The 21,004-nt window shown below is 60.4% G+C and carries 16 protein-coding genes; 8 read left to right on the top strand and 8 right to left on the bottom strand.

Annotated features, from left to right (window positions below; translation table 11 throughout):
- Nucleotides 1-15 precede the first annotated feature (15 nt).
- Nucleotides 16-2,532, top strand: coding sequence for a phosphoenolpyruvate--protein phosphotransferase (ptsP, locus tag ACM1ZW_RS14475; protein WP_416740752.1), 2,517 nt, complete (start codon nucleotides 16-18; stop codon nucleotides 2,530-2,532).
- 29 nt (nucleotides 2,533-2,561) lie between these two features.
- Nucleotides 2,562-4,277, top strand: coding sequence for an N-acetylglucosamine-specific PTS transporter subunit IIBC (gene nagE, locus ACM1ZW_RS14470; protein ID WP_414883111.1), 1,716 nt, complete (start codon nucleotides 2,562-2,564; stop codon nucleotides 4,275-4,277).
- Nucleotides 4,278-4,408: 131 nt separating this feature from the next.
- On the opposite strand, the gene ACM1ZW_RS14465 is transcribed toward nagE, so the two are convergent.
- The gene (locus ACM1ZW_RS14465) at nucleotides 4,409-4,681 is read right to left on the bottom strand and encodes a hypothetical protein (RefSeq protein WP_416740751.1); all 273 of its coding nucleotides are present in this window, start codon (nucleotides 4,679-4,681) and stop codon (nucleotides 4,409-4,411) included.
- Nucleotides 4,682-4,960: 279 nt separating this feature from the next.
- On the opposite strand from ACM1ZW_RS14465, the gene lon reads away from it, so the two are divergent.
- The 5 genes from lon (at nucleotide 4,961) to cmoB (ending at nucleotide 10,431) form a co-directional block, all read left to right on the top strand.
- Entirely contained in the window at nucleotides 4,961-7,378 is a 2,418-nt protein-coding gene (gene lon / locus ACM1ZW_RS14460) for an endopeptidase La (protein ID WP_414879464.1), read from the top strand.
- Nucleotides 7,379-7,553: 175 nt separating this feature from the next.
- Nucleotides 7,554-7,946 (top strand): protease inhibitor I42 family protein, encoded by a 393-nt coding sequence (locus ACM1ZW_RS14455; RefSeq protein WP_017340284.1) that lies wholly within the window; start codon nucleotides 7,554-7,556, stop codon nucleotides 7,944-7,946.
- A gap of 2 nt (nucleotides 7,947-7,948) precedes the next feature.
- Nucleotides 7,949-8,584 carry a lysoplasmalogenase gene (locus ACM1ZW_RS14450; protein WP_416740750.1) on the top strand — a complete coding sequence of 212 codons (636 nt, stop codon included), beginning with the start codon at nucleotides 7,949-7,951 and terminating at the stop codon, nucleotides 8,582-8,584.
- A gap of 114 nt (nucleotides 8,585-8,698) precedes the next feature.
- Complete coding sequence (cmoA, locus tag ACM1ZW_RS14445) at nucleotides 8,699-9,478, top strand: carboxy-S-adenosyl-L-methionine synthase CmoA (protein ID WP_017340286.1); 780 nt, start codon at nucleotides 8,699-8,701, stop codon at nucleotides 9,476-9,478.
- Nucleotides 9,475-10,431, top strand: coding sequence for a tRNA 5-methoxyuridine(34)/uridine 5-oxyacetic acid(34) synthase CmoB (gene cmoB / locus ACM1ZW_RS14440; protein WP_416740749.1), 957 nt, complete (start codon nucleotides 9,475-9,477; stop codon nucleotides 10,429-10,431). The genes cmoA and cmoB overlap by 4 nt, the downstream gene beginning before the upstream one ends.
- Nucleotides 10,432-10,542: 111 nt before the next feature.
- Here the strand turns inward: cmoB and tadA are convergent, their stop codons facing one another.
- From tadA to treP, 7 genes are all read right to left on the bottom strand, one after another.
- The gene (gene tadA / locus ACM1ZW_RS14435; protein WP_017340288.1) at nucleotides 10,543-11,052 is read right to left on the bottom strand and encodes a tRNA adenosine(34) deaminase TadA; all 510 of its coding nucleotides are present in this window, start codon (nucleotides 11,050-11,052) and stop codon (nucleotides 10,543-10,545) included.
- A complete protein-coding gene (locus ACM1ZW_RS14430) occupies nucleotides 11,052-12,428 on the bottom strand; it encodes a multicopper oxidase family protein (protein WP_031319079.1) in 1,377 nt (458 codons plus the stop codon). Before ACM1ZW_RS14430 ends, tadA begins: the two co-directional genes overlap by 1 nt.
- A 125-nt stretch (nucleotides 12,429-12,553) precedes the next feature.
- A complete protein-coding gene (locus tag ACM1ZW_RS14425; RefSeq protein WP_017340290.1) occupies nucleotides 12,554-12,844 on the bottom strand; it encodes a PTS transporter subunit EIIB in 291 nt (96 codons plus the stop codon).
- A gap of 2 nt (nucleotides 12,845-12,846) precedes the next feature.
- A complete protein-coding gene (gene ptsP, locus ACM1ZW_RS14420; protein ID WP_416740748.1) occupies nucleotides 12,847-15,381 on the bottom strand; it encodes a phosphoenolpyruvate--protein phosphotransferase in 2,535 nt (844 codons plus the stop codon).
- Between the two features lie 62 nt (nucleotides 15,382-15,443).
- Entirely contained in the window at nucleotides 15,444-16,667 is a 1,224-nt protein-coding gene (locus tag ACM1ZW_RS14415; RefSeq protein WP_031319080.1) for a maltoporin, read from the bottom strand.
- Nucleotides 16,668-16,762: 95 nt separating this feature from the next.
- Nucleotides 16,763-18,412, bottom strand: coding sequence for an alpha,alpha-phosphotrehalase (gene treC / locus ACM1ZW_RS14410; RefSeq protein WP_416740747.1), 1,650 nt, complete (start codon nucleotides 18,410-18,412; stop codon nucleotides 16,763-16,765).
- 112 nt (nucleotides 18,413-18,524) lie between these two features.
- Nucleotides 18,525-19,967 (bottom strand): PTS system trehalose-specific EIIBC component, encoded by a 1,443-nt coding sequence (gene treP / locus ACM1ZW_RS14405; protein WP_017340294.1) that lies wholly within the window; start codon nucleotides 19,965-19,967, stop codon nucleotides 18,525-18,527.
- Nucleotides 19,968-20,205: 238 nt separating this feature from the next.
- Here treP and treR point away from each other — a divergent pair, with 238 nt between their 5' ends.
- Nucleotides 20,206-20,910, top strand: a complete 705-nt coding sequence (gene treR / locus ACM1ZW_RS14400; protein WP_017340295.1) for a trehalose operon repressor — start codon at nucleotides 20,206-20,208, stop codon at nucleotides 20,908-20,910.
- Nucleotides 20,911-21,004 lie beyond the last annotated feature (94 nt).

Below are 21,004 nucleotides of genomic sequence, written 5' to 3'. Positions count from 1 at the left end.
TAATGAGACCGAGCCATGCACAACAATAATAAAGAGCTGACCCTCAGCGCCCCGCTCAGCGGCCCGGTGCTTACACTTGCCAAAGTCCCGGACCCGGTGTTCGCCAGCGGCGCGATGGGCGACGGTATCGCCATCGATCCGCTGAACGACACCCTTCACGCGCCCTGCGCCGGCGTGGTGGTGCATGTCGCCCGCACCGGCCACGCCATCACCCTGCGCGCCGACAACGGTGCCGAACTGCTACTGCACTTGGGCCTCGACACCGTCGAGTTGCAGGGCGAAGGGTTCTCGATGCTGGTCAAGGAAGGCGCACGGGTGAGCAACGGCCAACCGCTGTTGCGCTATGACCTGGACAGGGTAGCGCAGCAGTGCAAAAGCCTGGTCAGCCTGATGATCCTGACCAACAGCCAGGACTTCCAGGCCCGGCCGATCACGCTGAAATCAGTGAAGGTCGGCGAGCCGTTGCTGCACATCATTCGTCGGCAGGCACCGGGGGCGCAGGCTGAAACGGATTTGTCCGGGGAAGCGTTTGTCGGCCACATACGTATCGCGCATCGCGGCGGCCTCCACGCTCGCCCGGCAGCGCTGATTCGCCAGACCGCTCAGGGTTTCAAAAGCAAATCGCAGCTGCACTTCGCCGGTAAATCGGCGACCTGCGACAGTCTGATCGGGCTGATGGGCCTGGCCGTCGGCGAGCAGGATGAAGTGCAGGTCAGCTGCCAGGGCACGGACGCCGAAGCGGCGCTACAAGCGTTGTTGATCGCGTTATCCACCGCGCTGGCCGAAGACAGTCACGCGGTTGCGCCAGCACCGGTTGACCGACGCAACCGGACGGCTGAAGCGGGTGTACTGCATGGTGTCTGCGCCGCTCCCGGCCTGGTCAGCGGGCCATTGTTTCGCTTGAACGCCATCAGCCTGCCGATGGATGCCGGCAGCCACGACCCCGCACAACAACTGCATGCCCTCGATACCGCGCTGACCGTCGTGCGCAGCGAAATCGGCAGCACCCTGGCCCAAGCCAAAAAGCACAAGCGTACCGACGAAGAAGCGATTTTCGCTGCCCACCTCGCGCTGCTCGAAGACCCCGCGCTGCTGGATGCGGCGAACGCCTCCATCGACCGGGGCATGGCCGCGACGCACGCCTGGAGCCAGTCGATCGACCTGCAATGCGAGGTGCTTGCGCAACTCGGCAGTCCGCTGCTGGCCGAACGCGCCAACGACCTGCGCGACCTCAAGCAACGGGTGCTGCGAGCCTTGCTCGGCGAAACCTGGCATTACGAAGTACCGGCCGGCGCCATCGTCGCCGCCCATGAACTGACTCCATCCGATCTGTTGCAACTGAGCCATCAAGGCGTCGCCGGGGTGTGCATGGCCGAGGGCGGGGCAACGTCCCACGTAGCGATTCTCGCCCGCGGCAAAGGCTTGCCGTGCATGGTCGCGCTGGGTTCGACACTGCTGGATCAGCAACAGGGCCAAGCGGTGGTGCTGGATGCCGACAGCGGTCGCCTGGAACTGCTGCCGACTGCCGAACGTTTATCTCAAGTGCGTCAGGCACAACTCGACCATCAGCAGCGCCGCGCCGAGCAACAAGCCCAGGCACATCACCCGGCATTGACCCGCGACGGCTTGACCATTGAAGTCGCCGCCAATGTCGCTTCCAGCACTGAGGCCGCCGACGCGCTGGCCCATGGCGCCGATGGCGTCGGCCTGCTGCGTACCGAGTTTCTGTTTGTGGACCGCAACACCGCACCGGACGAAGAAGAACAGCGCAGCGCCTATCAAGCCGTGCTCGACGCCATGGGCGAGAAGTCGGTGATCATCCGCACCATCGACGTGGGTGGCGACAAGCAACTCGACTATTTGCCGCTCCCCGCCGAAGCCAATCCGGTGCTCGGTCTGCGCGGCATTCGCCTGGCGCAGGTCCGCCCGGAAATCCTCGATGAGCAACTGCGAGCGCTGCTGCACGTCAGCCCGCTGTCGCGCTGCCGGATCCTGCTGCCGATGATCACCGAAGTCGACGAGCTGCTGCACATCCGCCAGCGCCTCGACGCCTTGTGCTCTGAACTGGGTGTGAGTGAACGCCCGGAGCTGGGGGTGATGATCGAAGTCCCGGCCGCCGCGTTGCTGGCCGAGCAATTGGCCGAGCATGCGGACTTCCTGTCCATCGGCACCAACGACCTGTCGCAATACACCCTGGCCATGGACCGCGACCACGCGGGTCTCGCTTCGCGGGTCGATGCGATGCACCCGGCGCTGCTGCGCTTGATCGCTCAGACCTGCGCCGGTGCGGCGGTGCATAAGCGCTGGGTCGGCGTGTGCGGTGCGCTCGCCTCTGACCCGCTGGCCACGCCGGTCCTGATCGGCCTGGGCGTCAGCGAGCTGTCGGTCAGCCCGGTGCAGGTTGGCGAAATCAAGGACCGCGTCCGTCACCTCGACGCCGCCGAATGCCGACGCATCAGCCAAAGCCTGCTCAAGCTGAGCAGCGCCGCAGCTGTGCGTCATGCCTGTCACCAGCAATGGCCTCTGAGCTGAACAACAAAAAGAATCCAGGGAGATCCGCCATGTACCAATATTTCATCGAAGGCCTGCAACGCCTCGGCCGGGCGCTGATGCTGCCGATCGCGATCCTGCCGATCGCCGGCCTGTTGCTGCGTCTGGGCGACACCGATCTGCTGAACATCGCAATCATCCACGACGCCGGCCAGGTCATCTTCGCTAACCTGGCGATGATCTTCGCCATCGGCATCGCGGTCGGTTTTGCCAAGGACAACAACGGCACCGCCGGCCTCGCCGGGGTGATTGGCTACCTGGTGATGATCTCCACCCTCAAGGTGCTCGACGCGAGCATCAACATGGGCATGCTCGCCGGGATCGTCAGCGGCTTGATGGCGGGTGCGCTGTACAACCGCTTCAAGGACATCAAGCTTCCGGAATACCTGGCGTTCTTCGGCGGTCGGCGTTTCGTGCCAATTGTCACCGGGTTCGCCGCTGTTGGCCTGGGCGTGGTTTTCGGCTTGATCTGGCCACCGATCCAGCACGGCATCAACAGCTTCGGCACCTTGATGATGGAGAGCGGCAGCTTCGGCGCTTTCATCTTCGGCGTGTTCAACCGCCTGCTGATCGTCACCGGGCTGCACCATATCCTCAACAACATGGCGTGGTTCGTCTTCGGCAACTTCACCGACCCGACCACGGGCGCGGTCATCACCGGCGACTTGACGCGCTACTTTGCCGGTGACCCGAAAGGCGGCCAGTTCATGACTGGCATGTTCCCGGTGATGATCTTCGGCCTGCCCGCCGCCTGCCTGGCGATGTATCGCAACGCCTTGCCGGAACGGCGCAAAGTCATGGGCGGGATTTTCCTGTCGATGGCGCTGACCTCGTTCCTGACCGGCGTGACCGAGCCGATCGAATTCGCCTTCATGTTCCTCGCGCCGCTCTTGTACCTGCTGCATGCGCTGCTGACGGGGCTGTCGATGGCGATCACCAACCTGCTGAACATCCACCTCGGTTTCACCTTCTCCGGCGGCTTCATCGACATGATTCTCGGCTGGGGCAAATCCACCAACGGCTGGCTGGTGGTTCCGGTCGGGTTGGCGTATGCGGTGATCTATTACGTGGTGTTTGATTTCTGCATTCGTCGGTTCAATCTGAAAACGCCGGGCCGTGAAGAGGTCGCCACGGCCGAGAAAGCGGTGGTGGCCGAAAACGAACGGGCCGGGGCGTACATCAAGGCGCTGGGTGGTGCGCAAAACCTGATCACCGTGGGGGCCTGCACCACCCGGTTGCGGCTGGACATGGTCGATCGCACCAAGGCCAACGATGCAGAGTTGAAAGCCCTGGGCGCGATGGCCGTGGTGCGCCCGGGCAAGGGCGGGAGTTTGCAGGTGGTCGTCGGGCCGATGGCCGACAGCATTGCCGACGAGATTCGCTTGGCAATGCCGGCGCTGGGCCGCGCGGTGATTTCCACGCCGCCAGCCGCGATTGACGCGCCTGCACCGGCCGCCGTGGCGACGCCGGAAGCACAGCAATGGCTGAACGCGCTGGGTGGCGGGGATAACGTGCTGCAGATGGATTGCGTGGCCATGACCCGGATTCGCCTGCAACTGGCGGATGGCAGGGCGCTCTCAGAGTGTGATTTGAAGGCGCTGGGTTGCCAGGGGGTCAGTCAATTGGAGGGCGGCGTCTGGCATCTGTTGGTTGGCGACAGGGCCGCGAGTCTGAGTGATGCACTGGAGGTATTGGTCAATCGCAGCGAGGTGAGCGCCAAGGTTTGAGCGGGACTGCCACGTTTATTATCGAATCCGCATGACGCAACGGAACGGAACGGAACGGATGACACCGCTGAAGGATACGCGCAGCGGTGTCTTTTTACCCCGACAGACTTGATGCTTCAGTCCATCATCAATTACTTCAATGTAAAAGTGCGGCTTTGCTTTTCATCCAGGTGGACAAAATGGAACTGCGCGGTATAGCGCCCTGCCTTTAGTGGAATGGTAATCACTGGAAGTTGTCCATCCGGACTGCTGAAGCTGAATTTACGATCTCCAACCTCCACATAAACTTCTTCGTCGGATTTCGTCGTACCACTAAAACTTACATCGCCTGCAGGGGCAGTGGCGCCGTCAGGAATTTCCTTCCCGTTGGAATCGTGCATAGAAATTGAATTTTTGGTAGCCATGGTAAGAGTCCTTGAATGTTTTATATGGAAGCCGTATCAAATCCTTTGCTTACATTTCTAACAACTGTCAGAAGTAACAGGATGGGATCATTTTCCGATACACGGTATGCAGTGACTAACCTCAGAGAGAGGCACCGATTCACGATTCATCACCCAGCCAAAAATCAGCCTGTTAAAACCTGAACGCCGATCACGAAATACCCGCTGACAATCGCCTGCCATTGAAACCACCCCCCACCTGCCCCATCTAAGACCCATACCCCATTGCGCAGGTGCCCCATGAGCGACCAGCAAGAATTCCCCGAAGACCCGAGCGAGTACGCCGACCCCGAGAACGCCGAACACCACTCCACCGGCAAAGGCCTCGCCCTGCCCGGCCAGAACCTGCCGGACAAGGTCTACATCATCCCGATCCACAACCGCCCGTTCTTCCCGGCCCAGGTGCTGCCGGTCATCGTCAATGAAGAACCGTGGGCTGAAACGCTGGATCTGGTGAGCAAATCCGATCACCACTCCCTGGCCCTGTTCTACATGGACACGCCCCAGGAAGACCCGCGCCATTTCGACACCTCGGCCTTGCCCCTCTACGGCACGCTGGTCAAGGTGCATCACGCCAGCCGCGAAAACGGCAAACTGCAATTCGTCGCCCAGGGCCTGACCCGCGTGCGCATCCGCACCTGGCTCAAGCACCATCGCCCGCCGTACCTGGTGGAAGTCGAATACCCGCACCAGCCGACCGAGCCGACCGATGAGGTCAAGGCCTACGGCATGGCGCTGATCAACGCGATCAAGGAACTGCTGCCGCTCAACCCGCTGTACAGCGAAGAGCTGAAAAACTACCTCAACCGCTTCAGCCCCAACGATCCGTCGCCCCTGACCGACTTCGCCGCCGCCCTGACCTCGGCGACTGGCAGCGAGTTGCAGGAAGTGCTCGACTGCGTGCCGATGCTCAAGCGCATGGAGAAAGTCCTGCCGATGCTGCGCAAGGAAGTCGAGGTCGCGCGTCTGCAAAAAGAGATTTCCGCCGAAGTGAACCGCAAGATCGGTGAGCACCAGCGCGAGTTCTTCCTCAAGGAACAACTGAAGGTCATCCAGCAAGAGCTGGGCCTGACCAAAGATGACCGCAGCGCTGACATCGAACAGTTCGAGCAGCGTCTGGAAGGCAAGGTCCTGTCGACGCAAGCGCAGAAGCGCATCGAGGAGGAAATGAACAAGCTGTCGATCCTCGAAACCGGGTCGCCGGAGTACGCGGTCACCCGCAACTACCTCGACTGGGCCACCTCGGTGCCATGGGGCGTGTACGGCGAGGACAAACTCGACCTCAAGCACGCGCGCAAGGTCCTGGACAAACACCACGCCGGCCTGGACGACATCAAGGACCGCATCCTCGAATTCCTCGCGGTCGGTGCCTATAAAGGTGAAATCAGCGGCTCCATCGTGCTGTTGGTGGGTCCGCCCGGCGTGGGCAAGACCAGCGTCGGTAAATCCATCGCCGAATCCCTTGGCCGGCCGTTCTATCGTTTCAGCCTCGGCGGCATGCGCGACGAAGCCGAGATCAAGGGCCACCGCCGCACCTACATCGGCGCGCAACCGGGCAAACTGGTGCAGGCGTTGAAAGACGTCGAAGTGATGAACCCGGTGATCATGCTCGACGAGATCGACAAGATGGGCCAGAGCTACCAGGGCGACCCGGCCTCGGCGCTGCTGGAAACCCTCGACCCGGAACAGAACGTCGAATTCCTCGACCACTACCTGGACCTGCGTCTGGACCTGTCGAAAGTGCTGTTCGTCTGCACTGCCAACACCCTCGATTCAATCCCCGGCCCGTTGCTGGACCGGATGGAAGTGATTCGCCTGTCGGGTTACATCACCGAAGAAAAAATCGCCATTGCCAAGCGCCACTTGTGGCCCAAGCAACTGGAGAAGGCCGGCGTGTCGAAAGGCAGCCTGGCCATCAGTGACAGTGCCTTGAAAGCCCTGATCGATGGCTACGCACGTGAGGCCGGGGTGCGCCAGTTGGAAAAACAACTGGGCAAACTGGTGCGTAAAGCCGTGGTGAAGTTGATCGACGAACCAAAAGCAGTGATCAAAATCGGACCGAAAGACCTCGAAGCCTCACTCGGCCATCCGGTGTTCCGTAACGAGCAAGTGCTGTCGGGTACCGGTGTGATCACAGGCCTGGCCTGGACCAGTATGGGCGGCGCGACCCTGCCGATCGAAGCGACGCGGATTCACACGCTCAACCGGGGCTTCAAACTCACCGGGCAACTGGGCGACGTGATGAAAGAGTCGGCGGAAATCGCCTACAGCTATGTCAGCTCCAACCTGAAGTCGTTTGGCGGGGATCCGAAGTTCTTCGACGAAGCCTTCGTCCACCTGCACGTCCCGGAAGGCGCCACCCCGAAAGACGGCCCAAGTGCCGGCGTGACCATGGCCAGTGCCTTGCTTTCGCTTGCACGCAATCAGCCGCCGAAAAAAGGCGTGGCCATGACCGGCGAACTGACGCTGACCGGGCATGTCTTGCCGATTGGCGGGGTGCGTGAAAAGGTCATTGCGGCGCGGCGGCAGAAAATTTTTGAATTGATCTTGCCGGAGCCTAACCGTGGAAGCTTTGATGAGTTGCCGGATTACCTGAAGGAAGGGATTACCGTGCATTTCGCCAAGCGTTTTGCGGATGTGGCGAAAATTTTGTTCTGACAGGATGTTCGCCATCATGCATGCACTGCAAGTGTGCTGGCGAACTACTCTTATTCCTACATCTACGGGCGCTAAACAGGTACCAGAGGATCGCGCCCGTAGCTCCTCCCGTCACAATTTGTCTCATCTTCAGTTATGCTCGCCGTTCGTCGTGAATGCCGGAGCCACTGACCTTATGTCCCCCACCCGCTTGTTTGTCCCCCTCGCCCTCGCTTTGCTGGCCGCCTGCGCCACGCAACCGAAACAGAACGTGACCGTGGAAAAACAAAGCGAATGCCCGGTGAAACTCACCAGTGGGCAAAACCTGATCCTGACCCTGCCGAGCAACCCGACCACGGGTTACCGTTGGGCGATCCAGGATTCGGCCGGTGGCGTATTGCGCTCGCTGGGGCCGGAGGTGTATCGCAACCCGGAAGATGCCGGTGTCGTGGGTGCGGCCGGCGTATCGACCTGGCGCTTTCAGGCGTTTGCCGCCGGTTCGGGGCGCTTGCGCCTGACTTCTCAACAGCCTTGGGCCCCGGAAGTGCCGGCGGTGGAAACCTTCGACTGCGCGATTTCGGTTAACTGATCGTGGGCTGGCTGATTCTGGCGCTGATGGGCGCGGTGACTTTTCTCTACGGCCTGAGCGTGCATGCTGCGTTGCTTTGCCTGCTGGTCAAACCGCTGCCCGTGCTGGCCTTGCTCGGCTGGCTGCACGACGCGCCGCCCAGCGAATATCGGCGCTGGATCAGCCTGGGCCTGATTTTTTCCCTGCTCGGCGATGTGTTGCTGGCGTGGCCGGGGGATTTGTTCGTGTTCGGCCTCGGGGCGTTTTTGGTCGCGCATCTGGCGTATCTGAAAGCGTATTTGAGTGATTGCCGACGATTGGCGGCGTTGCCATTGATCATCGCACTGGGCGTTGGCGCTTTGCTGCTTGGGATTTTGATTGCCAATGGTCTGGGCCCGCTGCTGATCCCGGTGATCGTCTATGGCCTGGCCATCAGTGCGATGCTTTGGCGGGCGCTGGCTCGCCTGGGCACCGATGTGCCCAAACGCTCGGCGCTGCTGGCGGCGGCGGGTGCCTTGGCGTTTGTTTTCTCGGACAGCGTGATTGGCATCAACCGGTTTGTCGCGCCGTTTCATGCCGCGCCTTACGTGATCATCCTCAGCTATTGGCTGGGGCAATGGGGGATTACGGCGTCGGCGTTTTCTCAAAAACAACGCTGATCCCTGTGGCGAGGGAGCTTGCTCCCTCGCCACAACAGCCCTTTCACCACTCAAACTGCATGAGCCAGGCGGTTTATCAGACAACCCGCGCATCCCCGCGCCAAGTTGGCTAAAATGCCGGCCTTTTCCACCTACGCCGCTGGAACCGCCGTGAGCAAAGAACCCGATCGCCTTTTCGCCCAGCCTTTGGCCCAGGTGCCCGACTTCGCCTTTAACGAGGACGTGGTGCGGGTGTTCCCGGACATGATCAAGCGCTCGGTGCCCGGCTATCCGACCATCGTTGAAAACCTCGGCGTGCTCGCTGCGCAATTCGCCCAGCCCAACAGCGTGCTCTACGACCTCGGCTCGTCCCTCGGCGCAGTGACTCAGGCGTTGCGCCGTCACGTGCGCACCGATGGCTGCCGCGTCATCGCTGTGGATAACTCCGTGGCGATGGTCGAGCGCTGCCGCGAGTACCTCAACGGCCAGGACTCGATGTTCCAGGAATTGCTGCCGGTCGAAGTGATCGAAGGCGACATCCTCGCTTTGCAATTCCAGCCAGCTTCGGTAGTGGCGCTGAACTTCACGCTGCAATTCATCGCCCCCGAGCAGCGCACCGCGCTACTGAGCCGCATCCGCCAATCGCTGTTGCCCGGCGGCGCGTTGATCCTCTCGGAGAAGCTGCGCTTCAACGACCCCGAAGAGCACGCACTCCTCACCGACCTGCACGTCGCGTTCAAACGCGCCAACGGCTACAGCGAACTGGAAATCGCCCAGAAGCGTAGCGCCATCGAAAACGTCATGAAGCCCGACAGCCTCGAAGAACACCGCGAGCGCCTGCTGGCCGCCGGGTTTTCGAAAGTCGTGCCGTGGTTCCAGTGTCTTAACTTTGCCTCGTTGATTGCCTTGCCATGATTGATCTGTCCCCTCTCGCCCGCCGTCTGGCCGGCACACCGCTGGCCGACTGGGCCAACACCTTGCAAGCGCAACTCGACAAGAAAATGGAAAAGGGCCATGGCGACCTTGAGCGCTGGCAAAGTGCGCTGGACGCCTTGCCGAAGATCCAGCCGAGCGAGGTCGACTTGCTCAACGGCCTGAGCCTGGACACAGATTGCGACGATGCAACCCGTGCGCAAATGCGTACGGCGCTGATGGGTTTGTCGCCGTGGCGTAAGGGTCCGTTCGATCTGTTTGGCGTTCACGTCGACACCGAATGGCGTTCGGACTGGAAGTGGTCGCGCGTTGCTCCGCATCTGGACCTGAAGGGCAAACGCATCCTCGATGTCGGTTGCGGCAACGGATACTACATGTGGCGCATGCTTGGCGCCGGTGCAGACAGCGTGATCGGCGTCGATCCCAATTGGCTGTTCTTCTGCCAATTCCAGGCCGTTCAGCGCTATTTGTCCGAGCCCAATGCCTGGCACCTGCCCTTCCCCTTCGAAGACCTGCCACCAGAGCTCGAAGGCTTCGACACGGTGTTTTCCATGGGCGTGTTCTATCACCGCCGCTCACCGATCGAGCATTTGCTGGCCTTGAAGGACTGCCTGGTCAAGGGCGGTGAACTGGTGCTGGAAACGCTGGTGATCGAAGGCGATCAGCAGCAGGTGCTGGTGCCGGAAGATCGTTACGCGCAGATGCGTAACGTGTGGTTTTTGCCGTCGGTGCCGGCGCTTATGCTCTGGTTGCGGCGTGCCGGCTTCACGGACGTGAAGTGCGTGGATGTCAGCGTGACGACCGTCGAGGAACAGCGCGGGACGGAGTGGATGAAGTATCAGTCGTTGAGTGATTTCCTCGATCCGGAAGACCACAGCAAGACGATTGAAGGACTGCCGGCGCCGATGCGTGCCGTCATCATCGCTCGCAAGTAAACACCAGCTCCCTGCCACTGGAGATCAAAATGTGGGGCTTGCTCGCGAAAGCGGTGGATCAGTCAACACATCTGTTGAATGTTAATCTGCATTCGCCAGCAAGCCCCCACGTTAGTTTTGTGTTGAGTCTGAAGGCTTGGCTCTTCGGGCCTTGAAGAACTCGCTCAAAACCGCCCCGCATTCTTCCGCCAACACACCGCCCTCATACAACACCCGATGATTCAAAAAGCCTTGGGTGAAGAACTGTCCCTGGCTCTGCACAATCCCCGCCTTGGGCTCCAGCGCGCCATACACCACCCGCGCAATCCGCGAATGCACGATCAGCCCGGCGCACATGCTGCACGGCTCAAGCGTCACGTACAGCGTACTGCCCGGCAGGCGATAATTGCTGGCCGCCAACGCCGCGGCGCGGATGGCGACCATCTCGGCATGCGCACTCGGGTCGTTGCCGCTGATCGGACAGTTGAAGCCTCGACCGATGATTTCCCCGTCCTGCACCAGCACCGCGCCCACCGGCACTTCACCCAGCGCCGCGCCTTGAGCGGCCAGCGCCAGGGCTTCGCGCATGAAGTCGCGATCACGACTGCGGTCAATGATCGCCGCGGGACGAATCTGTCGCATCACGCCACCTCGATGGCGGCCATCAGGCCGGTTTCCATGTGGTCGATCACATGGCAATGGAACATCCACACCCCAGGGTTATCCGCCACCAGCGCCACTTGTGCACGCTCGTTCTTGCCCAGCAGGTACGTGTCGGTGAAATACGGGATGACCTTGTGCCGGTTCGAGGCAATGACCTTGAAGCTCATGCCATGCAGGTGAATCGGGTGCTGATACTGAGTCATGTTTTTCAATTCAAAAATGTAGCTCTTGCCCTTCTCGAGCTTGGCAATCGGGCGGTCGGCGCAGGTCTTGTCGGTGATGTCCCAGGCCTTGCCGTTGATCTGCCACAGGCTCGGCGGCTTGCCGTTGTCGACATTCACCGACACCGAGCCGACCCATTCGAAATTGAAGTTGAGTTTCTCGGCATTGGCCAGGTCCGGCTCGGCCACCGGGTTGGCGGGCAATGCGGGCGGCCACTGGGTCTGTGCATCGCTGTTCGCCACTGAGCGGAATGTGCCCAAACGCACCGGGCCGTTGCGCAGTGATAATTCTTCGCCGGCCGGCGGCGCCTTGATCGCCAGGCAAATACGCATGCCCGGGCCAAGCCAGTACTCCTTGCCCAGCGGACGTGGCTCGACAGGATTGCCATCCAGCGCGTAGATCTGCGCTTCGACGCCGGGGATGTTGAGGCGATAGGTCAGCGTATTGTCGAGATTGAGCAGACGCACGCGGGTGATCTGCCCGGCGGGCAAGTCAATCACCGCTTGCGCGACACCATTGATGGTCGACAGGCGCCCCGCCGTGCCGCCTCGGGCCGCCTCGCGAGGAATACTGAACGCGACGAACGCACCTTCTTCATCAACGTGCCAGCTCTTGAGGCTCAGAGTCTTTTCGTACTTGAAACCGGTCGGCTCGCGTTCTTCGACGATCAATGGGCCAACCAGCCCGCGACCGAGTTCTTCGCTGCTGTTCACGTGCGGGTGATACCAATAGCTGCCGGCATCCGGCACGCGGAATTTGTAATCGAAGTATTCACCCGGCAGCACCGGCAGTTGCGACACGTAGGGCACGCCATCCATTTCCAGTGGCAAACGGATGCCATGCCAGTGAATGGTGGTCGCCACCGGCAGGTGATTGATGAAACGCACCCGCAGCCATTCACCCTGACGAACCCGCAACTCGGTGCCCGGCGCCGATGGGCCGAACGCCCAGGCTTCGGTCTTGTGCCCGGCCACCAGTTCGATGTCCAGCGGCGCGGCGATCAGCTCATAGTCGTGGCCCGCGTCGGCATCGGCTATCTTGCCCAGCCAGTACCGCGACGCGCCTCCCACACCGACGCCAACGACAACAAGACCGGCCAGGCCACCGAGGATTTGGCGACGGGTAAAGGACATGAACTCAACTACCTCACGTATCAGCGACAGGTCCGCAGACCTGCAAAAGGCGAATACGATACACCTGCGGATGAGAAACAGTAAGGGCGACCGAGAGACGCACATCATCGGTGGCGAAGGATCGGTTATGGCTGAAGACCAATGATCAGGTGCACCACCCCGCCCTCCAGCATCATGACGCCAGGCACACCGGCCAGATTCAACGCCTGCCGATTCATCCGCCCCACGTCGCGCAATTCCACGCGAACCCGGGTCAGCGCCACAGGCTGCTGCGACGTGAGGTTATCCACACCACCCAACGCGGCCACCACATTCGCTGCCAGGCCAGGCACCGATGGCACTGCCACCTTCGGTTCATCCACGATCAGATCCGGCGTCAAGGCTTTCCAGAATGCCTGCTGCATTTTCTCGAACATGTTCAGTTCTCCATCACCAATGAGGTTTCGACCGCCGCGTCGCAATACAGCCGCAAGGCCTCGCGCACTTGTCCGGCACTTTCCAGGCCCAGGACCTGTTGGGCGATGGCCTGGCAATCCACCAGGTCCACTGTGCGAACCGTCGCTTTGACCGCCGGAATCAACGGCACACTCACCGATAACTCGTCCACCCCCAGGCCCAGCAAGAGCGGCGTGGCCAAGGTTTCCGAGGCCAGCGCGCCGCAAACGCCCACCCACTTGCCGTGGGCATGAGCGGCTTTCACGGTGCTGGCGATCAGTCGCAGCACCGCGGGATGAAAACTGTCAGCCTGACTGGCGAGCCGCGGATGATCACGGTCCATGGCCAGGGTGTATTGGGTCAGGTCGTTGGTGCCGATGGAGAAAAAATCCACTTCGGGCGCAAACAGGTCCGCCATCAACGCGGCCGCTGGCACTTCGATCATGATCCCCAGCTTCGGCAGTTCCGTGAGGCCCAGGGCCAGCGCCTCCTCTTCGAGCAGTCGCCGGGCCTCACGCAACTCCGACAGTTGCGTCACCATCGGCAGCATGATGTGCAGACGGGTCTGGCCCGCACAACTCAGGATTGCCTTGAATTGATCGCGCAACAGTTGCGGACGCTCCAGGCACAGACGAATCCCGCGCACGCCCAGAAAGGGGTTGGTTTCACTGTCCATCGGGACGTAGGCCAACGGCTTGTCACCGCCAACATCCAGGGTGCGCACCACCAGGTTCCGCGCAGGCCCGAGGGCTCGGGCGATGGCGCTGTAGGTGGATGCCTGCTCGTCATGGCTCGGCGCATGATGGCGATCCAGATACAGAAACTCCGAACGCAGCAAACCGACACCCGCCCCTCCCAGCGCCATGGCCTGTTCGGCTTCCGCCAGCGAAGCGATGTTGGCCGTCACCTCGACAGGGTGTCCGTCGCGGGTACAGGCAGCCAGTGACGCCTGCGCCAACTCCTGGTGTTGGCGTTGCTGTGCAAGCTTGCGTCTGGCTTGAAGGTGTTCGATGGCGGCCAGGTCCGGGTCGATCTGCAACTCTCCCTTATCGGCATCGAGCAACACCTGGGTGCCGTTGACCAGCGCCAGCACTTGCACCGGCAACCCGCAAATCGCCGGCAAACCGAATGCCCGCGCCAGGATCGCGACGTGGCTGGTGGCGCCACCACCGACCGTGGCAAAACCCAGCACCTTTCGGGTATCAAGCCCGGCGGTCTGGGACGGCGTCAGTTGTTCAGCAATCAGGATGGCCCCATCAGGCAACTCCAGCTCGCGTTCCCGCACGCCGAGTAGCAACTTGAGCACTCTCTGACTGACATCGGCCAGGTCTGCCGCCCGTTCGGCCAGCAGCGCATTGCCCAGGCTTTTGAACAAGGTCGCTGTCGATTCGGTGGCCGCGCGCCAGGCGAATCCGGCACTTTTGCCTTCGTCGATCAGCACCTGAGCCACTTCCAACAAACCCGGGTCTTCCAGCAGTTCCTGATGAGCCCTGAAAATCTCTGCCTGGGCATCGCCCGCGGCGTTGTCGCGCATCTGCTGCAAAGCTGAAATGGCCTCGGTCAACGCGGCGGACAGATGATCGCGCTCAACCTGCGAACCCTCCCCCCATTCGCTCACCTCAAGGGCCTGCTCGGCGATCTGCACCACCCGGCCAAATGCCGCCCCCGCCGAAGCACACACCCCAAGCAGCACCTTGGGCGATGAAATCTCCAGAGGCACCGGCGCAACATCCGCCATCACAGTCACTGTCTCGCCACAGCCCGCGGCCAGCAGCTCCGCCAGCGTCTTGATCGCCGCCTCGGCATCCGGGCCGACCGCACTGACTTGCACAACGTCGTGGTGAGCTGTCTGCAACGCCATGATCGCCACCAGGGATTTCGCGTTCGCACTCGCCTGCTGTTTATGCAGATGAATGCTGGCCGAGAACCCTTTCGCCGCCTGGGCGAACACCGCCGCAGGACGGGCGTGCAAACCGTTCAGGTTGGGTAACGTCACCGGTTTGGAGAACAGCGCCTCGCCCTCTTGCGCCACGGACACACCCGCTGTCTGCTCGACAGCGTTCAACCCCAGCAGCGGCTGACCACTGTCTACCCACCCCGTTTGCGCCGCCAGCCAAGTGAACGGCTCGCCGCTGACCACCAGCATCAAGGTCAGCAGGCTGCGTGCATTCAACGCAACAAAATCGGCATCGAACTCGATCAGCGCCTGCCCGACGTCAACCTGCTGCCCCTCCTCCACCAATCGCGTGAACCCTTTCCCGGCAAGGTTCACCGTGTCGAGCCCGATATGCATCAACACCTGCACGCCATTTTCATTGGTGATGCTCACCGCATGCCCACTGGCCTGCACATTGCTGACAACCCCCGCCAGCGGCGCACACAATGTTGTTGAAGCCGGATCGATGCACAGCCCATCGCCGATGATCCGGCTGGAAAACACCGGATCGGGCACAAGGTCCAGAGGCATCAGTACGCCGGACAGGGGTGCGTGGAGCTGCAATTGTTGGGGTATGGCCATGACGTCACCTGCTGTTTTGTTCTTTGAAGTGCCGATGGAGCGCGACGCCCCGACAGCATCGCTTATTTCCACCAGTACTCGACCTGCAATCCGACGTTCGCACCGTGCCGCGCCGTGCCGAAGGCTCCGGTGTCGGACAACGCTGAACCCGCTGCCAGTTCATTGGCCGCACGCTTGGCCGCCTCGTTCCAGCTGGCATAGGTGTAATACAAGCGCACTTCGGGTCGAGCCCAGAATTCAGGGCCCTTGGGCGACCAGGTCGGGGCGAAGGTGAACTTGCTCAGTTTGCGCGTGCCACCCGTGGCGTCGACCTGATCGTGGCCCAGTTCGGTCACCAGTTTGAACTGCTCGGTGATCGCGTACGCAGGGCGAATCCCCAGGGAAATCCAGTTCTGGTCGGCACCGTCCGGGCGAATGTCTTTCTGGTAAACCGCCTCGACCTGCCCACCAAATCGTGGCGTCACTTGCCAGTCGAAGAACTCCACCACCCGGTAACTTTTGTTGCTGTCGTCCAGCTTTACGTTACCGGTATAACCCAATCCGGTGCCTGGGCCTTCGCCATACTGGAAAGCCAGTTTGTTCTTGCCGCCCAGAAAACCCTTTTGCACATGCTGGGTGGTGATTGCCCAGCCGCGATGAGCGTCGCGGCTGTCAGGTTTGTCGATGTAGCTCAGGCCAAACTCCAGCTCACCGCCGGGGTTGGTGTTGAATCCGGCCACGTTGAAGTCGTGACGATTGATGTAATCCTTCTGGTACAGGTTGTCCTTGCGCGAAAAGGCGTAGCTGTATTTCAGATCGCCGATCAGCACGTCCTCGATGCCGCCGCCGGTGGCGCTCTGGTTCCAGTAGTAAAAGTCGGAAATGTGGATGTCGTTCCGTTTGTAATAGCGGCGACCGGCCCACAGCGAGCCGCCGTTGAGGCCGGGCATGTTCGACCATTGCCCGTACAGCTGCGGCAGGCGCACCGAGCCGTTGTCGCCCTTGAACGTCAGGTCCTTGTCGTATTGGTTATACAGCGAGGCCATGCCATCGACACTGAGCACCGAACCGTCATCCAGGGTGTACACGTCCTGACGAAGTTCCAGTTCCCCATAGTGCTCGCACTCGTTACCGAGGCGGTATTTGGTCTGTGCTCCGGGCAGCTGGAAACACTGTTGTTTACCACTGTTGACCGATGTCCCGACACCGCTGCGCAGGTAACCGCCGAACTCCAGCGCATGGGCCGACCAAGGCAATGCCAGGCAGACACTCGCGGCGACAAGGCTGCGATTTATTGTTGTTTTCAAGAACCACCCCATTATTTTTATTGTGTCGTTCCGCAAAATCAGCGCGCAAAACTCCCCCGCGCAGCGTTCTGCGTGTTTTTTTGAAGTCGGTGTTTTTAGTGGTCGGTCAGGTGCAAAACAAACGATTCATACGGTCGTAAAAACACCTGTCGATTTCGCGGCGGACAGTCCGGGTAGTTGCAGATGACCAGGCGCTGGGTCATGAATTCGGTGATCACTCCATCCGGCAATTCAACTTCGCAAGGCGTCCCGTAGAAGTTGTTCAGTACCAGCAAACGTTCGCTGTTTCCTTCCCGTACATACGCCCAGACATGCGCATGCTCAGGCAGCAACTGACGGTAAATACCATCGGACATCAGCGCTTCGGTACGCCGCAAGTTGATCAGCAGACGGTAGTGATGCAGCACTGAATCCGGGTCGTCGAGTTGAGTGGCGACGTTGATCTGCGCCGAGTTGGCCGGCACGCCGATCCAGGGTTCCACCGCGCTGAAACCGGCGTTCGGTTCGCCATTCCAATGCATCGGCGTACGGCCGTTGTCGCGGGACTTCTGCATGATCGCCGCCATGTTGTCGGCATCGCTCGCACCCGCCTCGCGCTTGAGGCGGAAGATGTTCAGGGTCTCGACATCGCGGTATTGATCGATGTGATCGAAACCCGGATTGGTCATGCCCAGTTCTTCGCCCTGATACACAAATGGCGTGCCCTGGAGAAAATGCAGCGCAGTGCCGAGCATCTTCGCCGACACCACACGATGCTCGCCGTCATGACCAAACCGCGAGACCACCCGCGGTTGGTCGTGATTACACCAGAACAGCGCATTCCAGCCTCCGCCGGCCTGCATGCCGGTTTGCCAGTCGGAGAGGATGCGCTTGAGTTCAAGGAAGTCGAAATCAGCGCGAATCCACTTCTGCAGGTTCGGGTAATCGACCTTCAGGTGATGGAAATTGAAGGTCATCGACAGCTCCTTCGACTCCGGTCGCGAGTAGCGAATGCAGTGTTCGAGGCTGGTAGACGACATCTCGCCGACATTGATCAGGTCATGGCCCTCGAACACTTCGCGGTACATTTGCTGCAAGTATTCGTGAACATTCGGGCCGTCGGTATAGAAGCGTCGGCCGTCGCTATCGTCGTCGGGAAAGTCCGCCGGTTTCGAGATCAGATTGATCACGTCCAGACGGAAACCGCCCACGCCTTTATCGCGCCAGAAACGCATCATTTTGAAGACTTCGGCGCGTACCTTCGGGTTGTCCCAGTTCAGGTCGGCCTGGGTGTGATCGAACAGGTGCAGGAAGTACTGACCGGTCTGCGCCTCGTATTCCCACGCCGAACCGCCGAACTTGGATTCCCAGTTGTTTGGCTGATCGCGCCAGATGTAGAAGTCGCGGTATGGGTTGTCGAGACTGCTGCGGGCCTGTTGGAACCAGGCGTGTTCGATCGAGGTGTGGTTGACCACGATATCGAGCATCAACTTGATCCCGCGCTTGCCGGCCTCGGCAATCAGCAAATCACAATCGGCCATGGTGCCGTAGCTCGGATCAATGGCGTAGTAATCGCTGATGTCGTAACCGTTGTCGCGCTGGGGTGAACGCAGGAACGGCGTGATCCACAGGCAATCGACGCCCAGCCAGTGCAGGTAATCGAGCTTGGCCACGACGCCGAGCAAATCACCCGTGGGGTTGCCCGCGTGGCTGTGAAAACTCTTCGGGTAGATCTGGTAGATCACCGAACGTTGCCAGTCTTGCATGGCGGATTCCTTCAGTAAGATTTGTACTGGCCTTTCGGGCCTCTTCGCGGGCAAGCCCGTTCCCACAGTGACCGCATTCCATGTGGGAGCGGCGGTGCGACGATTCGATCTATCAGGCGACCCGATACCCAGGCCGAACAATCTTCATGCTCAACCCGCAGGTCAAAACAAACGGCACGACCATGGCGATGATCATTCCGATCACAAACATCGGGATGAACTGCGGGATGATCGAGATAAATCCGGGCAAGCCGCCGACACCGATGGCCGATGCCTGGACCTTGTTCAGCGACAGGAAGATGCACCCCAGCGCCGAACCAATCAGTGCGGCGTAAAACGGAAACTTGTAGCGCAGGTTGACCCCGAACATCGCCGGTTCGGTGATGCCGAAATAGGCCGAAATCGCTGAAGTCGACGCCATGGATTTGTCCCGCGCATTACGGGTCATGTAGAACACTGCGAGCGCCGCGCTGCCTTGGGCGAGGTTGGACATAACGATCATCGGCCAGATAAAGGTGCCGCCCTGGGTCGAGATGAGCTGCAAGTCGACCGCGAGAAACATGTGGTGCATGCCGGTGATCACCAAGGGCGCGTAAAGCAGGCCGAAGATTGCACCGCCGACCATCGGCGCCAGATCAAACAGGGTGACCACACCTTCAGTGATGAGAATCCCCAGATGCCGGGTCACCGGGCCAATGACCGCCAGGGCCAGCACGCCGGTGACCACGATGGTGGTGATCGGCACCACCAGCAATTGCACGGCATTAGGCACTCGCGCCCGCAGCCATTTTTCGATGACGCTCATCACGTAGGCCGCCAGCAGAATCGGCAGGATCTGCCCCTGATAACCGACCTTTTCGATCTGGAACAAGCCGAGGATGTCGAAATACGGCAGGCTCTGGCCGTCGAGACCTGCGACGGCCTTGCCGTAGTTCCAGGCATTGAGCAGGTCGGGGTGAACCAGCATCAGGCCGAGCACGATGCCGAGAATTTCGCTGCCGCCAAACCGCTTGGCGGCTGACCAGCCCACCAATGCAGGCAGGAACACGAACGACGTGTTGGCCATCAGGTTGATCAGGCTCCAGAGCCCGTCAAGCCTGGGGTAAGCATCCAGCAGGGTCTGGCCTTCGATGAACATGCCCTTGGCGCCGATGAGGTTATTGATGCCCATCAGCAGGCCCGCAATGATCAGCGCCGGCAGGATCGGCATGAACACATCGGAAAACACCCGCACCAGACGTTGCACGGCATTTATCTTGTCGGCGCTTTTCTGTTTGACGTCGGCGATTGTTGACGCAGCAAGACCGGTTTGTTGGCGCAGTTCTGCGTAAACCTTCTCCACCTCGCCGGGACCGATGACCACCTGGAACAGACCGCCGGTAAAGAATGAGCCTTTGACCAGATCAATCTGGTTAAGCGTGGCGCTGTTGACCCGGCTCGGGTCCTTGAGGGCAAGGCGCAGGCGTGTGACGCAATGCGCGGCCTGCTCGAGGTTGTCGCTGCCACCGAGGCTTTGCAGCAGCTCGCTGACGATGTTCGGATAGTCGTGGCTCATGCTTGTTTTTCCGCTGTGGTTTTTTGTTATTGGCAGCACGCCGAAGCGAAAAGTACTCGTCTGTACGAGTTAAATCAACAACTCGTACAGACGAGTTTGAATTTGTTTATTTACAACCCGACAGGCGGCGATTTTTCCTACCCTCACAAATGCTGAAATCCCAAAGCCGCATGGACAAACCCCTACCCTGCCCTTAAGGTTCGAAACCTTGAGTACATTGCGGCACAGAGCCATCCCCATGAGTAAATACAACCAGATCTACAGCGATCTGCTTGCCAGCATCACGACCGAACGTCTGGAGCGCGGCGCCCGGTTGCCCTCCGAAACCGAATTGATGGACAGCTATCAGGCCAGTCGCGGCACCGTGCGCAAAGCCATCGAACAATTACAGGAGCGCGGTTTCGCCCAGAAAGTCCACGGAAAAGGCACCTTTGTGTTGTCGACCGACCCGATCGAATTTCAGTTGGGTGGCATCGTCAGCTTTCAGGAAACCCATCCGCGATTGGGCAACAACGTCAGCACCGAGGTGGTCGAGTTCAGCCAGATCCCGCTCGAAGGTGCGTTGCTGGAACATATCAAGGCGGAAGAAGGCAGCCTGATCACGAGGATCAAACGCGTACGGCGGATCGATGGAAAACGAGTGATCCTCGACATCAACCATTTCGTCAGCGACGTCATTCCCGGACTCTCGCGGGACATCGCCGAACACTCGATCTACGCCTTCATCGAACAGACCCTGCAACTGCAAATCGCCTACGCCCAGCGCACCATCGAAGCCGTGCCCTGCAGCAAGGATGACCAGCAACACCTCGACCTCGACGGCCAGAGCCATGTGATCGTGGTCAGCAACCAGACGTTTCTGCAGGACGGCCGGCAGTTCGAGTACACAGAATCACGGCACACCCTCGACAAGTTCTATTTTTCGGATGTGGCACGGCGCTGACCCTGCACGGTAGAAAAATGCGTTTGGGCATAACTATGTAGTGCACTTCCTTTGAGCAAGCGGGCGATCATCGCTGCCCATTTCTCAAGGAGCG

It is taken from the genome of Pseudomonas sp. NFX71 (genome assembly GCF_048079215.1).
GTDB lineage: Bacteria > Pseudomonadota > Gammaproteobacteria > Pseudomonadales > Pseudomonadaceae > Aquipseudomonas > Aquipseudomonas fluorescens_B.
Note: the sequence above shows the minus strand (reverse complement) of the source record. Positions and strands in the feature narration are given on the sequence as shown.